Here is a 14,861-nt window from a genome sequence, read left to right on the forward strand (position 1 = left end):
CAAGCAAACTCTTTATTAATAGGCAATTACAGCCTATCTTTATGTTGATAAGTCCGTTAACAAGAAAGACGGCATAACTATTGAACTTATTTTTACATTATTATCTTTAAAATAGAAGAAACCGTTAAACCGTGCGTATGCAATTAAGTTCAAACGAGCATAACAACTTCTCCCTTGAAAGATTTGAATCTATGCTGAAAACCAACAGCGTACTTTTTTTCGACTCAGAGGAATTTGAAGAAATAGTGCATCACTACCTTGAAAACGGGAAAATAGCACTGGCCAAAAAGGCAACCAAACTGGGGTTGGAACAACATCCTACCTCTACAAGCCTTAAACTTTTTCAAATTGAAATGTACATTTTTGAAAACCAATTGGACATCGCCGATGAACTTTTGGACGAACTGTACCAATTGGAACAGAGCAACGAGGAAATCTACATTCAAAAAGCAAATATTTTTTCGCGCCGTGACAAGCACAAAGAAGCCATCACACTTTTGGAGCAGGCATTGGAAATAACCGATGACGAAGCTGACGTACTGTCATTACTTGGAATGGAATATCTTTTTATGGAAGATTATGAAAACGCCAAGTTTTATTTTATGAAATGTTTGGAAGCCGACGAAGAAGATTATTCCGCTCTTTACAATATTATTTACTGCTTCGAGTATCTTGACGAATACGAAGCGGCGATAGACTATTTAAACGATTACCTAAACAAAAACCCGTATTGTGAAGTTGCATGGCACCAAGTGGGCAAGCAATATTACGAACTGAAAGATTATAAAAAAGCACTTGCCGCTTTTGATTTTGCTATAATCAGTGACGACCGTTTTATTGGTGCATACCTTGAGAAAGGAAGGGTTTTGGAGAAAATGAAGAAGTATGCGGAAGCCATTGAAAGCTACTCCGTTACTTTAGGCCTGGATGATCCCACCTCCTATGCATTATTGCGAATTGGGAAATGTTACGAAAAACTGGGAAATGCCGAAATGACGCTTCAGTTCTATACAAAATGTGTGGAAGAAGATTCTTTGCTAGATAAGGGTTGGATTTCGATTACCGATTTTTATATTAAAAGCAAACAATACCAAAAAGCTCTTTATTATATAGAAAAAGCCATCAACATTGATAGCGAAAATGTATTTTACTGGAAACGTTACGCCAAAATCAACAATAAGCTGAATCTTTTTGAAGAAGCCGAGGTTGGCTATCGCAAAGCTTTAGAACTTGGAAACTATGAACTGGAATCTTGGTTAACCCGAGGTGACATTCTCACGAATTTGGGTGAATTTGAAGCAGCAGTGAACAACTTAAACCAAGCTTTGGAGTTTTATCCCGAACACGCTGAAATAGAGTACCGCCTTTCTGGACTCTATTATTCCTTAAATGAATATGACAAAGGAGCGTTCCACTTAAAAAACGCCCTAAAATCTGAACCCGAATTTTTGATGATAATTGAGGAGCTATTTCCGCTAGTCTATCAGATGAAAAAGGTTAAAGAAATAATAGTACAGCACAAAAATCCTTCTCTTTAATTTGTGTATTTTTGGGGTTATTAGCAAAATAAACCTATGCCTCAAAGAAATTTTCTTCAGTATCTAACAGTAACCGCAAAAGGGCTCGCAATGGGAGCTGCAGATGTAGTTCCGGGAGTTTCCGGTGGAACGATTGCTTTCATTTCAGGCATCTATGAGGAATTGATAGAAACCATCCACAAGATTGACCTAGGCTTTTTCAAAATCTGGAAAAAAGAAAGTTTTTTAACTGCTTGGAAACATTACAATCTCTCTTTTTTACTTGCCCTTTTTACAGGAGTTTTTATAAGCATTATTTCACTTGCTAAATTGATTACCTGGCTTTTAGAGGTTTACCCAATTATGGTTTGGTCATTTTTCTTCGGATTGGTAATTGCAAGTATTGTTTACGTCGGGAAACAAATAACCCATTGGAGGCTTATCGCAATTGGTGCGCTAATTTTAGCTTCTATACTATCTTATTTAATAACCATTGCAGACCCCATTGGCTCTCCTGAAAGCACTTGGTTTCTTTTTCTAGCCGGTTTTATTGCTATAATTGCAATGATACTTCCCGGTATCTCGGGCGCTTTTATTCTTTTGCTTTTGGGAGCTTACACAGCCGTTATTGGAATTGTAACTCAATTGGGCGAAGGAATAACAACTTTGAACGGCTCGCTCTTTATAAGTGCATTTGGCAAACTTTTAATATTCGGATTGGGCGCAATTTTAGGACTAAAAATGTTTTCACGGGTTTTGAACTGGATGTTCAAACATCATAAAAATTTAATACTTGCTGTGCTAACCGGTTTTATGATTGGTGCACTGAATAAAATATGGCCTTGGAAAGAAGTTTTACAATACAGAATGAACCATGCTGGAAAAAATATTCCTTTCATTGAAAGAAGTATTCTTCCCCAAAATTATGAAGGAAATCCTCAAATTTTATATGCCATACTTTTTGCTATCATTGGGTTTTTGACCATTTTCCTATTGGAACGAATTGCAGTTAAAAAAGTAGATAGTAGTCAAAATAGCTTATAACATAAACATAATCCGTGTACGAAAATCGCTCCTTTTCCGATAAAACTTGGTTGGTCTTAAAAGGGCTCGGGATGGGCGCAGCCAATAAAGTTCCTGGAATTTCGGGAGGCGTCGTCGCTTTTGTTGCAGGTTTTTATGAGGAGTTTATTTATTCACTACAAAAAATAAATAAGAAAGCTTTTAAACTACTTATTGGTGGGCGTTTCAAAAGCTTGTATCGTTACACGAATGGACAATTCTTAAGTTTGTTGATTTTGGGAATGATTATTAGTTATTTCAGTATTTCCAAGATACTCGATTATTTGATTTTACATTACGAAGTCTATGTTTGGAGTGCTTTTTTTGGAATGATAATAGGTTCTACTTACTTTATAGCAAAGGATTTTGGTGACTGGAACCGTAAGTATGCAGCCTATTTATTGTGTGGCTTAATCGCCGGTGTGGGCATCAGCTTTTTGGAACCCGCAAAGGAAAACAGCAACCTTATTTTTGTGTTTTTCTGTGGAATAATTAGTGTTTCGGGAATGACTTTACCAGGACTATCGGGTTCTTTTATTCTGATCCTTTTGGGGAATTATGTGCTGCTTTTGGTAGATTCAGTAAACGCACTTTTTGACACAATCGCCAATATTTTTCAGTTGGATTTTAGTTGGATTTATGATCCCGAACGAATAGAGCTTTTAAAAGTATTGGTAGTTTTTTCACTGGGTTCTTTGGTCGGTTTAGTTTCGCTTTCACATTTGTTGGCGTATGTTTTAAAGCGATTCAAAAAAGCCACTTATGCGGTAATTATTGGCTTCATAGCCGGGTCGCTGGGCGTAGTTTGGCCGTGGAAGGATGAAAAATACGTTTTGGATGCCTTGGGAGAAATACAGCATGACGCCAACGGAAGGGAAATAATAACAGGTTATACACGCTATTTTCCTGAGCATTTTGGCACAGAAACCATTCTAGCAATAGTATTTATGATAGTTGGAGTAGCCATCGTTTTAAGTCTGGATTGGTACGATAATTATAAAAAGAGCCAACATGTCTAAATTTGGATTGATAGGAAAAAACATCGGCTATTCATTTTCAAAATCTTTTTTTTCTGAAAAATTTGAGAAGGAAGGCTTACCACATTCATACGAGAATTTCGACATCCCTTCAATAGCATTTTTTCCAAATATAATTTCAGAAACTCCTTATTTAAAAGGCTTGAACGTTACCATTCCCTATAAAGAGAAAGTGATTGCACTAGTAGATAATTTGGATGAAGAAGCCAAGAAAATTGGTGCCGTAAATACGATTAAAATTTCCGAAGACAACAAACTTACGGGCTACAACACCGACCATTACGGTTTTCAAAAATCGTTAGAAGCTTTTTTGCCGCTTCAAAAAAAAACAGCTTTAATTTTGGGCACGGGCGGGGCTTCAAAAGCGGTGGCATATGCACTTGAAAAACTTGGATTAGATTTCAAATTTGTAAGCAGAAATAAGTCTTCAAATACCATAGAATATACTGCTTTGGACAAATCAATTATTGAATATCACTTACTAATAATCAATTGTACGCCCTTAGGCACTTTTCCTAATATTACCGATTGTCCACCAATTCCTTACCAATTTCTTACCAAAAACCATTTGCTTTTCGATTTAATCTATAATCCCACTGAGACAGAGTTTTTAAAACGCGGGAAATTCCAAGGCTCAAAAACAAGCAACGGATTGAAGATGTTGGAATTACAGGCCAATAAAGCGTGGGAAATCTGGAATTCATAAAATTTACCTAAAAATCTTCAAAAAAACGCTGTGTGCTTTGCTAGTAACACAGTTGTTAGTATCTTGACCCTCTAAGAAAAACGAACCTAAACATTGAAACAAATGTCTGACGAAAAATTACCTCAGGAAGAAAACGAAACGAAAATTCCAACCCCCGAAACAGCTGAAGAAACAAAAGTTACTTCCGAAAATTCTGAAACAAACGATGCCGAAGAAAACATTTTGGGAGATGAAGTGACGGAAAAAACAGCTGAAACTAAGGTTGATAGTGAAGAAGCGATAGAAGTTTCTAATGTCCAAGAAAATAATTCTGAAGTAATTACTGCCGAAGAAAATTCCGAAACCAATACCATTGATGAGGAAGCAATAGCTGAAGAAAAAAAATCGATTGATACTGTTTCAGAAGAAGGTCCTGGATCCTCTGACAAAGCTTCAGATGACGATCCTTCTACCGCTATAGCTTCTGAGGACGAAGAAGCCCCATCCTTAGCTGAAGCTTCGGAGAGTGAAGATGAGGAAGAAGTAGCTTCTTCCGAAGATGAAGAGGACGAAGAAGAACACGAGGAAAAAACCCAAAAAGATTACAGCACCCTTTCTGAAAAAGAATTGGTTGCAGAACTCGATAACCTTCTGAAAACAAAAAAAATTCAGGAGTTAAAGCACGATGTAGAAGAAATTCGTTCAGAATTCAACAATCTATTCAACGAAGAACTGGAACATAAAAAAGAGGAATTTCTTGCCGAAGGTGGAAATATCATTGACTTCCACTACACTACCGCGCTAAAAAAAGAATTCAACTCGCTTTATTTTGACTATAAAGAGAAGCGAAACAGTCACTACAGAAATCTTAAAAAAGACCTTCAAGCTAATATAGATAAGCGCTGGGAGCTTATTGAGGAACTGAAAAGCTTATTGAGTGCAGAAGAAAACATCAACACTACATACAAACATTTCAAGGATATTCAAGAAAAGTGGCATGTAGCCGGAGCAATTCCGAGGGACAAATACAACACCGTTTGGAACACTTACCATCACCATGTTGAAAATTTCTATGATTTCCTTCATTTGAACCGTGAGTTCCGCGATTTAGACTTCAAGCACAATCTAGACAGTAAACTGAAAATCATTACCCGTGCTGAAGAGCTGGGTCAGGAAGTTGATATAAATAAGGCTTTCAGAGAACTTCAGATGCTCCACAAAATGTGGAAAGAGGATATTGGTCCTGTTGCGAAGGAATACCGCGATGAAGTGTGGGACAAATTCAGCGAGGCCACAAAAGTAATCCATGATAAACGCCAATCACAATTGGCCGAAGTGGAAAAAGACTTTGAAGTCAATTACGAAAAGAAAAAACAACTGGTTGAAGAAATAAACAAGGTCATTGAAGAGTCCAAACCGAGCCATCAAGGCTGGCAAAATGCCATTAAAAAGGTGCAGGAATTGCGTGATGCTTTTTTCAATACCGGTCGTGTTCCAAGAGCTAACAATAAAGAAATCTGGAAAGCTTTTAAAGATGCGACAGGCAACTTCAACCATCAGAAGAACAGTTTTTACAAGAACCAAAAAAAGGAACAATACACCAATCTTGAACAGAAGCGCGAGCTTATAAAAATTGCTGAGGATAACCAAGACAGCGAGGATTTTGATGCTACGACCGCTTTGATGAAAAAAATCCAGGATAATTGGAAGAGCATTGGCCACGTGCCGCGAAAGGACAGCGATAAGATCTGGAAACGGTTCAAAAAAGCCTGTAACCATTATTTTGACAGACTTCATGCCCAGAAAAACGAAGCCAACCAAGAAGAGATGGTTCACTTTGAAGCCAAGCAAGAAATGCTCGAAAAACTTTCTTCTTTTGAATTGAGCGGCGACCATAAAACCGATGTGAAAACCATAAAAGAACACATTACTGCTTGGAAAGAAATTGGACGCGTACCATACAACAAACGCAATATTGAACAAAAATTCAACAAAATGTTGGACGGCCTATTTTCAAAACTCGATTTAGGTAAAAAGGAAACTGAACTCATCAAGTTCGACAATAAATTGAACACGCTCGTAAATCGTGAAGACGATCGCAAACTGCAGAACGAGCACTTCTTTATTTCGAAAAAAATTGATGAAACCCGTGATGAAATTCGCCAATTGGAAAACAATTTAGGTTTCTTCCGACATGTTCCCGATGACAACCCAATGGTAAAAGAAGTTCACAAAAACATTGAAAAGCACAAAGAACAGCTTGAAGTATGGAAGGCAAAGCTTTCGAAAATCAAACAGGCAAGAGAGGATTAAAATTTCTAAAGATGTCCGTGCGAGCGCAATCCAAGATTTGAAACCCCTAAACATCAATTAGGTCTCGACTGCGCTCGACCAGACATACTAATTTCTTCTAAACAATTTTATGATTGACATTCATAATTTCGATTTTCTCATTGGTAAATGGGATGTAGTAAACCGAAGACTGAAGGAGCGTTTGACTAATTGTGATGAATGGATTGAGTTCTCCGCCGAAATGGAAACCAAATCAATTTTGAATGGTCTGGGAACAATGGATGAAATGAAATCTTCGCATTTCGGGAATAACTTTGTGGGTCTCAGCATCCGAATTTTAAACCCTGTCTTAGATGAATGGACCATTTATTGGGCAGATACCGCAAATCCTGAGGTTGGTCTTAAAAAACAAGTTGTCGGTAAATTTGAGAATGGCAAAGGAACTTTTTTCGGCAAAGAAGATTACCAAGGAAAAGTGGTTAAATTAAGATTTCTTTGGATCAAGGAATCTTTGAGTACAGCAAAATGGGAACAGGCCTATTATGATGAGGCAAACCAAGTTTGGGAAACCAATTGGACTATGTTTTTTACTACCATTGAATGACAAAAAAGTTACTAGATTGAGAAGCACTGTCGTGCGTATTTAGGCAGCACCGTCTGATTTTTTTGATTCATTCCAATAAACATCCATTTCCGCCAATGACATATCTTTTAAAGATTTTCCAATTTCCTTGGCTTTGCTTTCCAAATATTGAAAACGCTTGATAAATTTTTTATTGGTGCGTTCCAGCGCATTTTCAGGGTTCACTTTTAGGAATCTCGCATAATTTATCATTGAGAAAAGAACATCGCCAAATTCGGCTTCTATCTTTTCTTGGTTATCTTCATTTATTTCGTGTTGCAGTTCGCCCAACTCTTCCTGTAATTTTTCAAAAACCTGTTGCGGTTCTTCCCAATCAAACCCCACGCCTGCCACTTTATCTTGAATCCTGCTCGCTTTTACCAAAGCTGGCAATGATTTTGGAACACCTTCCAAAACGCTTTTTTTACCCTCCTTCAGTTTTAGATTTTCCCAGTTTCGTTTTACTTCTTCTTCGTCAGCCACTTTTACGTCGCCGTAAATATGTGGGTGGCGCGAAATGAGTTTTTCACAAATCTCGTTGCACACATCGGCAATATCAAAATCATTGGTCTCGCTACCTATTTTCGCATAAAAAACAATGTGCAGCAACACATCTCCCAATTCGTTTTTTACTTCGTTTAAATCATTGTCAAGAATAGCATCGCCCAACTCATAGGTTTCTTCAATGGTCAAATGCCGAAGTGTTTCCATCGTTTGCTTTTTGTCCCACGGGCATTGCTCGCGCAGTTCGTCCATAATGGTCAATAGTCTGTCGAAGGCGTTTAGTTGGTCTTTTCGAGCGTTTTTCATTGTTTCAGGTTTCAGGTTTCTTCACATCGACTCCCGAAGCCTCGGGAAAGGGTGACAGTTTTACAGCGGAAGTAACAAAAAAATCCCGCAAGTATAGAAACTTTCGGGATTTATATTATTCAATAGAAATTGATTATTAGGTTTTGCGCGAAGCTGCGTTTTTTGTAGAGCCACCTTTTTTGGTTGAGGAAGCTTTCGGATTTGCCGTTTTAGGAGTAGCGGCTTTTGAAGCCATTGCCTTTGCGGGCTTTGCTGCTTTGGTTTCTTCTTCCTTAGTTTCTTCTTTTGGTGCAGAAAAGTCAGTCAAGTTATTTTTCACAAGAAGGTTGTACCATTGCACCATCTTCTTAATATCACTGGCATACACGCGGTCTTCATCATAATCTGGCATCACGCTGAAGAAAAATTCCTCAAGCTCCTCTTTTGAAGCTTTATGGCTTAGGGCTTCCTTCCCACTTGCCTTTTCAGAAATTTTCTGAAATACCTCGCGAAGAGGCACTTCTTCTGTCAAAGTGTAAACTGCAATCTCCGAAAGCAAGCTCACATTGTGGCGGCCACTAACGTTTATGGTTTTTCCGTCCAAAAGAGATTCGGCAAGAAAACCGGCACGGGTCTGTGTTTTTAATTTATAAAGTCCGGGTTTGCCGGCAATGGAAAGCACTTTTTCTAAGCTCATAGAATACTTTTATAATGATTTAATGAATACAAATATCTTTGGTTTGGTTTATATACACAAGCGTGTTAACGTTTCTTTTTTACATTTGGAAATTTCATGCGGTAATCTATGCTCACATTCCCTTTTGAAATGTTTGCCAATTTGCTTTTTATCAAACGTTTCTTCAGCGGTGAAAGCTTGTCAGTAAAGAGAATACCTTCAATATGATCATACTCATGTTGAATAATTCGCGCCACAATCCCGCTGAAAGTTTCTTTGTGTTTTTTGAAATTTTCATCTTCATATTCAATCACGATATCCGGCTGGCGAAAAACATCCTCACGCACATCTGGAATGCTCAAACAGCCTTCATTGAAAGCCCATTCATCACCAGATTCATCAAGAATTCGCGCATTGATGAAGACTCTTTTAAAGGTAGAAACAAATTTTTGTTCTTCTTCCGAAAGATCTTCATCATCCTCAAAAGGTGTTGCATCAACAATAAAAAGACGAACGGAAGCACCAACCTGCGGTGCCGCAAGACCAATGCCCCGAGCTTGGTACATAGTCTCAAACATATTGTTTAAAAGCACGTCAAGTTTTGGGTACTGTTTGGTTATTACTTCGGTTTCCTTTCTTAAAACGGGGTCGCCGTAGGCTACAATCGGTAGTATCATCTAAATGTTTATTGTTTAATGATTAATGAATAATCTTCATTAAAAATAATTATCGATTCATGTTTTTTTCAGCAGTAATTCTGGATGCAATGAATATTGAGGTTAATTCTGCTGATTCCATTAGCAAAGACTCACATTTTTCTTTTTCCAAAAGATTTTCATCTATTAAAAATTCAATCCAAAAATTACTTTCATCTACTTCTTCAATTGCTATACTTAGTTTCGCAATAAAACTTTTTTTCGACTGGCCAATACAGGCAGCTCTATAATTTGCGGCAACTGATGTAGCACTTCTAATTAATTGCCCTTCAATATGACTTCCTAATTTTGTTTTTGGAAGCGAAATGGCCAATTTTACACAACGATGTGCAAATGCTTTTGAACGTACTTTTAAATCCTTCTCCATAGCTACATATTCTTCATTAAACATTATTCATTAGCCATAATAAAGGTATTCCTGAAGAATAATTGTTGCACTAATCTCATCCACCAACGCTTTGTTTTGACGTTGTTTTTTTTTCAATCCGCTGTCAATCATGGTTTGGAAAGCCATTTTACTGGTGTAGCGTTCATCAACTCGCTTCACTTCTAAGTCGGAAAAAACTTTATAAAATTTCTTCAAAAATTTCTGAATTTCTATTTCAATGTTGGAATGGGTTCCATCTTTCTGTTTCGGTTCGCCCACTAAAACCAGTTCCACTTTTTCTGTAGCAATATATTTCTTTAAAAAATCCATCAATTCAGAAGTAGCAACCGTCGTCAAACCTGAAGCAATCAGCTGCAACTCGTCCGTAATGGCAATACCTGTGCGCTTACTACCGTAATCCAATGCTAAAATTCTTCCCATACCGACTGCAAAAATAAGGGTTTGTTAATTACTATACTATTATCATCTGCAATTTTGAATTATGAAGCCTATATTTGTGGATATGAACCACGAAACACGACGAAAGGGAAACACTATTATCCATTAACAAAAATGATTTCATCAAGAAAATCTCCCTTCAGTAGTGGTTCAAAATGAAAAGCATAAAAGATAAAACAATGCAAGAACTCCAACAAACCATAGAAAAAGCTTGGGAAGACCGTTCCCTACTCACTGAAACCGAAACCATCGTCGCCATTCGCGAAGTGGTAAACCTTTGCGATGAAGGCAAACTGCGCTGCGCTGAACCAACGGCTGACGGCTGGCAAGTGAACGAATGGGTTAAAAAAGCGATTGTGCTCTACTTCCCCATCCAAAAAATGAAGACTTTAGAGGCTGGCATTTTTGAATATCACGACAAAATTCCACTAAAATCGGGTTACGAAGCCAAGGGAATCCGCGTAGTGCCTAATGCCGTAGCGCGTCACGGTGCTTACATATCCAGAGGCGTAATCTTAATGCCTAGCTACGTAAACATAGGCGCATATGTGGACGAAGGCACGATGGTGGATACTTGGGCCACCGTGGGCAGTTGCGCACAGATTGGCAAAAACGTACACCTAAGCGGTGGCGTGGGCATTGGTGGCGTTTTAGAACCGCTACAAGCAGCGCCGGTTATTATTGAAGATGGCGCTTTTATAGGCTCGCGCTGTATTGTTGTTGAAGGTGTTCGCGTAGGCAAAGAAGCCGTTCTCGGCGCCAACGTAGTGCTAACCGCTTCCACAAAAATAATTGATGTAACTGGTGAAAACCCAATAGAAATAAAAGGATATGTCCCTGAACGTTCGGTGGTCATTCCCGGAAGCTACACCAAAAAGTTTCCTGCCGGTGAATACCAAGTGCCATGTGCGCTGATTATTGGGGTGCGTAAAGAAAGTACCAACTTAAAAACTTCTTTGAATGATGCTTTAAGGGAGTATGGAGTGGCTGTGTAGTAAGTTGAAAGTTGCCATGTGTAGTCAAAGAAAAAACAAAATTTCTTTTTGACTAACCCACAGTTATTTAACACCAGAATTACTTCCTTCTCCTAAGTTTCTTACTATTAATTTTCTTCTGAAAAGCCCTGCTATGCTTCAACATCAGTGCATGGGTTTCTTTAAAACTTTTTCCATAAAGCTCCGCATATTCCTGCGCCATAATTTTAACCATCGTTTTTGAAAGCCACAATCTGCGAAAGTTGTGCATCCGCTTTTCAAAATCCATCGGTTCAAAACGCATTCGGTTTAAATCGATTAAATAAAAGTCGAACTCATTCTTCGCTGTCTCATTTATCAAGGTATTTCCTGGGGAATGATCCAGAAAGTTTATTCCATTTTCGTGTAGTTTAAAAGTAAATTTTGTGAACTGTTTCAGAACATCGTTGCGCTTTTTAAACCTTGGATTGTGTATCAATTCCCGGAAATCAAAATCGTAGTTAATGTGTTCACTTATGTAGAAGCTCTCCTGTAGTCCGCCTGAAAAAACTTCAAAATAAGCCACGGGAAAAGGGGTTTGTATTCCTAAGCCAATCAACTTTGATGCGTATTCAAAAGATCGTTTCGCTTTACTTTTCCGAAGAAATTGATAAACCAACGATTGAAATAAATTTGGGGTTTTAAATTTTTTAATATTGAAGGAAGTTCCCTTTATCTGCACCATCTTTATCACATTGCGCTCGCCTTTAGTCACATATTCCCCATTTTGGGAAAAATCGTGAAGAACATCCTCTAACTTTTCAGCCAAGTGGGAATATTTTGGGTTGATAAAAAAATTCTCGCGCATTTATAAAAAAGATACTTTTAAAAAAGGTATTTTGCGAAGGTAATCTATATGAAGAAGATACTTGTAATACAAAACAAAAGAATTGGCGACGTACTCATCAGCTCCGTTATTGCCAATAATATAAAGAAGGTTTTTCCCGAAAGTGAAGTAACCTATTTTGTATATGAGTATACCGCAGGTGTTTTGGAAAACAACCCAAATATTGATCGAATTATCTCAGTTAAGGAAAAAGAGTTAAAGAGTTACACAAAGCTTTTTCAGACCATTTCAAAAATAAAAAAAGAGGAATACGATATCATTTTTGATCCCTATTCCAAATTGCAAAGTAGGTTGATCTGTCTCTTTTCAGGTGCCGAATACAGAATTGGACTGAAACGTGCCCATAAAGAATTGAAACTTCCCTTTTACACGCATCCCATAAGTTTTTTAGAACACCGCTCCAAAAACTGCGGCAAAGCAATTGAAGATAGAATCAATATGATAGCCTCGGTTTTTGAATTGAAAGAACCCGAATACGCCCCAAAAATATTCTTGACGGAAGAAGAAAAACAATACAGTAGAATCGATTCTCTTCAAAAACCCGTAATTATGCTTGGCATTTTGGGCAGTACGCCCCAAAAATCCATGTCCTATGAATATATGGTGGAAATAATAGATTATATAACTGAAAATTACGGCGGCACGGTGCTCTTTAACTACGCACCCAATCAAAAGGAAGAAGCGAAGAAGGTTTATGAAATTTGTAAAAACAAAAACCAGATAAACCTCGACATTTACGAAGATTCCATCCGAGGTTTCATAAAACTGATGAATAAGTGTGATCTACTGGTTTCAAATGAAGGCGGAAGTGTTCACATCACCAAAGCCCTAAACAAACCAACGTTCACAATTTATTCGCCTTATGTAAACAAAGAACATTGGTGCAGTTTTGAAGATGGCGATTATCACGATTCCATTCATTTATTAGAAGAAAAACCTGACCTTTTCAGCAGCTTCACCTTGGAAGGACGAAGAACCATTGAAGAAGACCCCCATTCACTTTACAAAGAATTGACGCCAGAATTGATTCTTTCAAAACTGAAACCATTTTTAGCGCATCATCTCGCACAATTTTCTTCCTAATTTTTCAAAATTTCTTCTTTTGGAAGACTCACAGGGTTTGTAGATTTAACAATACCGTGTTTAGTCCAAACACGTTTTTCCTGTTTTGTTACTTTTCGAATTGCTTTGTTTTTCACAAACATTTCTTTGGTAACATAGCTACGCTCGTGATCCAAGTGCAAGGTTACGGTGCTATACCTTATTTGTTGTGGTTTTATGCCGTAATTCATCAAACGTTCGCCCATTTCGCGGTCCTCGCCCCCGTATTGCATACGCTCGTCAAAACCGTTTACTGTAAGTACATCTTTGCGCCAACCGGAAGCATTATTTCCATCCCAAGTGGCACTGGTTGGCGTGAAAGTGTTTAATATATCTTCCTTCAATCCGTAGGAAGTAAGTTTATTGATTTTAAAAGTTTTTTTAAGCCCGTGTTTCAAAAGCCATTTTGCATTAAAACAACGCTGTGTTTCAATGTCGCTTTTAGTGATTTGCTTTGAAATGTTCATGGATAGCTTAAAATAACCCGCAGAAAGAAAACATCCTGGACGACTCAGTCCTAAATGCGTTGAAACTAAATCGTTCCGAGGAATGCAATCACCATCTGTAAAAATAAGATATTCTCCTTTTGAAGCCACGATGGCCTTGTTCAGAATTTTTGTTTTCTGAAAACCGTGGTCTTCCTGCCAAACGTGAGTTATTTTTAAAGAAGATTTTTCTTTAAAAGAATCGATCAGTTTTTTCGTTTCTTCCCTAGAACCATCATCAGCAATAACAATTTCAAAATTCTTCTCCAGTTGTTGTTCAAACCCCCAAAGTGCTTTTTGAAGCCATTCGGGTTGATTGTATGTACTAACAATAACTGAGACATAAGGTATTGTATCTGTGTTTTTCACAATTCCGTAGGGCGTCCATTTCTTTTTTTGATCGCGGGTTTGTCTGCGAATAGCCAGATTTTTTTCAATGGATTGCTGGTTTTTGTAACCGCGCGGATGGTCCAAATGCAGTACCACCGCATTGTAGCGAATCTGCTTGCTTTTTATCCCCAAGTTGGTCAAACGCTCCCCAAGCTCGCGATCCTGCCCGCCGTATTGCATACGTTCGTCAAAGCCGTTTATAGTCAAAATATCTTTCTTCCACCCAGAAGCGTTATGACCGTTCCAGCTGGCATTGGTAGGCGTAAAAGCGTTTAAAAGTGAAGCCTTAAACGGGCCCGAATGTAGCTTGTTGTTTTTAAAGGAATAATTTAAACCTTGATCCTTCAACCACTTAACATTGAAACATTTTTCCGAATAAATGTCCTCTTTGCTAATTTCTTTGGAAATCTTCATCGGCAACATAAAATATCCACCTGAAAGAAAATAGCCTTCCTCACGATACTTAACGTGTTGCTCCACAAAATCCTTCCGCGGAATGCAGTCGCCATCGCTCATAATAATATATTCGGTGCTGCATTGTTGGATGGCTTTATTGAGGATTTGTGACTTCTGAAAACCATTGTCCTCGTGCCAAACGTGAACTATGGTGTAAAAAACTTCTGTTTCCATTCTTTTTAACAACTGCCTCGTTTCATCATTGGAACCGTCATCGGCAATTACCACTTCAAATTGTCTATAGGTTTGATTGTTATAACCATAGAGTACTTTTTCAAGCCATTCGGTGGAATTGTAAGTGCTGATAATTATGGAAGTGTCCAGTTGCTTCATGATTGCAAAGATAA

The 14,861-nt window shown here is 38.0% G+C and carries 15 protein-coding genes and 1 pseudogene; 8 read left to right on the forward strand and 8 right to left on the reverse strand.

What is annotated here, in order from left to right:
- Positions 1-137: 137 nt before the first annotated feature.
- The 6 genes from ESU54_RS11525 (at position 138) to ESU54_RS11550 (ending at position 7,197) form a co-directional block, all read left to right on the forward strand.
- Complete coding sequence (locus ESU54_RS11525) at positions 138-1,538, forward strand: tetratricopeptide repeat protein (RefSeq protein ID WP_111845164.1); 1,401 nt, start codon at positions 138-140, stop codon at positions 1,536-1,538.
- A gap of 36 nt (positions 1,539-1,574) precedes the next feature.
- A complete protein-coding gene (locus ESU54_RS11530; protein WP_111845165.1) occupies positions 1,575-2,561 on the forward strand; it encodes a DUF368 domain-containing protein in 987 nt (328 codons plus the stop codon).
- A gap of 14 nt (positions 2,562-2,575) precedes the next feature.
- The gene (locus ESU54_RS11535; protein WP_111845166.1) at positions 2,576-3,598 is read left to right on the forward strand and encodes a DUF368 domain-containing protein; all 1,023 of its coding nucleotides are present in this window, start codon (positions 2,576-2,578) and stop codon (positions 3,596-3,598) included.
- The gene (locus ESU54_RS11540) at positions 3,591-4,322 is read left to right on the forward strand and encodes a shikimate dehydrogenase family protein (protein ID WP_111845167.1); all 732 of its coding nucleotides are present in this window, start codon (positions 3,591-3,593) and stop codon (positions 4,320-4,322) included. The genes ESU54_RS11535 and ESU54_RS11540 overlap by 8 nt, the downstream gene beginning before the upstream one ends.
- Before the next feature lie 102 nt (positions 4,323-4,424).
- On the forward strand, positions 4,425-6,614 hold the full coding sequence (locus ESU54_RS11545; RefSeq protein WP_111845168.1) for a DUF349 domain-containing protein: 2,190 nt from the start codon (positions 4,425-4,427) through the stop codon (positions 6,612-6,614).
- Between the two features lie 109 nt (positions 6,615-6,723).
- On the forward strand, positions 6,724-7,197 hold the full coding sequence (locus ESU54_RS11550; protein ID WP_111845169.1) for a hypothetical protein: 474 nt from the start codon (positions 6,724-6,726) through the stop codon (positions 7,195-7,197).
- A 39-nt stretch (positions 7,198-7,236) separates the two neighbouring features.
- Here the strand turns inward: ESU54_RS11550 and mazG are convergent, their stop codons facing one another.
- The 5 genes from mazG to ruvX form a co-directional block, all read right to left on the reverse strand.
- Positions 7,237-8,025: a nucleoside triphosphate pyrophosphohydrolase gene (gene mazG, locus ESU54_RS11555; protein ID WP_111845170.1), complete on the reverse strand. Its 789-nt coding sequence runs from the start codon at positions 8,023-8,025 to the stop codon at positions 7,237-7,239.
- A gap of 136 nt (positions 8,026-8,161) precedes the next feature.
- On the reverse strand, positions 8,162-8,701 hold the full coding sequence (locus tag ESU54_RS11560) for a DUF5606 family protein (protein ID WP_111845171.1): 540 nt from the start codon (positions 8,699-8,701) through the stop codon (positions 8,162-8,164).
- 65 nt (positions 8,702-8,766) lie between these two features.
- On the reverse strand, positions 8,767-9,357 hold the full coding sequence (def, locus tag ESU54_RS11565; RefSeq protein ID WP_111845172.1) for a peptide deformylase: 591 nt from the start codon (positions 9,355-9,357) through the stop codon (positions 8,767-8,769).
- Between the two features lie 49 nt (positions 9,358-9,406).
- On the reverse strand, positions 9,407-9,787 hold the full coding sequence (locus ESU54_RS11570) for a four helix bundle protein (protein WP_211362147.1): 381 nt from the start codon (positions 9,785-9,787) through the stop codon (positions 9,407-9,409).
- Between the two features lie 6 nt (positions 9,788-9,793).
- Positions 9,794-10,204: a Holliday junction resolvase RuvX gene (gene ruvX / locus ESU54_RS11575; protein ID WP_111845173.1), complete on the reverse strand. Its 411-nt coding sequence runs from the start codon at positions 10,202-10,204 to the stop codon at positions 9,794-9,796.
- 197 nt (positions 10,205-10,401) lie between these two features.
- Between ruvX and ESU54_RS11580 the strand changes: the two genes are divergently transcribed.
- The gene (locus tag ESU54_RS11580) at positions 10,402-11,217 is read left to right on the forward strand and encodes a 2,3,4,5-tetrahydropyridine-2,6-dicarboxylate N-succinyltransferase (RefSeq protein WP_111845219.1); all 816 of its coding nucleotides are present in this window, start codon (positions 10,402-10,404) and stop codon (positions 11,215-11,217) included.
- Between the two features lie 79 nt (positions 11,218-11,296).
- Here the strand turns inward: ESU54_RS11580 and ESU54_RS11585 are convergent, their stop codons facing one another.
- Positions 11,297-12,043: a lipopolysaccharide kinase InaA family protein gene (locus ESU54_RS11585; protein WP_111845174.1), complete on the reverse strand. Its 747-nt coding sequence runs from the start codon at positions 12,041-12,043 to the stop codon at positions 11,297-11,299.
- A 48-nt stretch (positions 12,044-12,091) separates the two neighbouring features.
- Here ESU54_RS11585 and ESU54_RS11590 point away from each other — a divergent pair, with 48 nt between their 5' ends.
- The gene (locus ESU54_RS11590; RefSeq protein WP_111845175.1) at positions 12,092-13,165 is read left to right on the forward strand and encodes a glycosyltransferase family 9 protein; all 1,074 of its coding nucleotides are present in this window, start codon (positions 12,092-12,094) and stop codon (positions 13,163-13,165) included.
- On the opposite strand, the gene ESU54_RS18265 is transcribed toward ESU54_RS11590, so the two are convergent.
- Complete coding sequence (locus tag ESU54_RS18265) at positions 13,162-14,037, reverse strand: glycosyltransferase family 2 protein (RefSeq protein WP_394348871.1); 876 nt, start codon at positions 14,035-14,037, stop codon at positions 13,162-13,164. The two genes, ESU54_RS11590 and ESU54_RS18265, sit on opposite strands and share 4 nt — an antisense overlap.
- Positions 14,029-14,847: pseudogene (locus ESU54_RS18270) on the reverse strand (glycosyltransferase family 2 protein); the annotation flags it as partial. The gene ESU54_RS18265 and the pseudogene ESU54_RS18270, both read right to left, overlap by 9 nt.
- Positions 14,848-14,861 lie beyond the last annotated feature (14 nt).

It is taken from the genome of Aequorivita antarctica, from assembly GCF_007997155.1.
Classification (GTDB): Bacteria; Bacteroidota; Bacteroidia; order Flavobacteriales; family Flavobacteriaceae; genus Aequorivita; species Aequorivita antarctica.

Bases quoted from the DNA above. Each gene is read 5' to 3' on its own strand.
- ESU54_RS11525 (WP_111845164.1), top strand. From the start codon at position 138: ATGCAATTAAGTTCAAACGAGCATAACAACTTCTCCCTTGAAAGATTT.
- ESU54_RS11530 (WP_111845165.1), top strand. From the start codon at position 1,575: ATGCCTCAAAGAAATTTTCTTCAGTATCTAACAGTAACCGCAAAAGGG.
- ESU54_RS11540 (WP_111845167.1), top strand. From the start codon at position 3,591: ATGTCTAAATTTGGATTGATAGGAAAAAACATCGGCTATTCATTTTCA.
- ESU54_RS11545 (WP_111845168.1), top strand. From the start codon at position 4,425: ATGTCTGACGAAAAATTACCTCAGGAAGAAAACGAAACGAAAATTCCA.
- ESU54_RS11550 (WP_111845169.1), top strand. From the start codon at position 6,724: ATGATTGACATTCATAATTTCGATTTTCTCATTGGTAAATGGGATGTA.
- mazG (WP_111845170.1), bottom strand. From the start codon at position 8,025: ATGAAAAACGCTCGAAAAGACCAACTAAACGCCTTCGACAGACTATTG.
- ESU54_RS11560 (WP_111845171.1), bottom strand. From the start codon at position 8,701: ATGAGCTTAGAAAAAGTGCTTTCCATTGCCGGCAAACCCGGACTTTAT.
- def (WP_111845172.1), bottom strand. From the start codon at position 9,357: ATGATACTACCGATTGTAGCCTACGGCGACCCCGTTTTAAGAAAGGAA.
- ESU54_RS11570 (WP_211362147.1), bottom strand. From the start codon at position 9,787: ATGTTTAATGAAGAATATGTAGCTATGGAGAAGGATTTAAAAGTACGT.
- ruvX (WP_111845173.1), bottom strand. From the start codon at position 10,204: ATGGGAAGAATTTTAGCATTGGATTACGGTAGTAAGCGCACAGGTATT.
- ESU54_RS11580 (WP_111845219.1), top strand. From the start codon at position 10,402: ATGCAAGAACTCCAACAAACCATAGAAAAAGCTTGGGAAGACCGTTCC.
- ESU54_RS11585 (WP_111845174.1), bottom strand. From the start codon at position 12,043: ATGCGCGAGAATTTTTTTATCAACCCAAAATATTCCCACTTGGCTGAA.
- ESU54_RS11590 (WP_111845175.1), top strand. From the start codon at position 12,092: ATGAAGAAGATACTTGTAATACAAAACAAAAGAATTGGCGACGTACTC.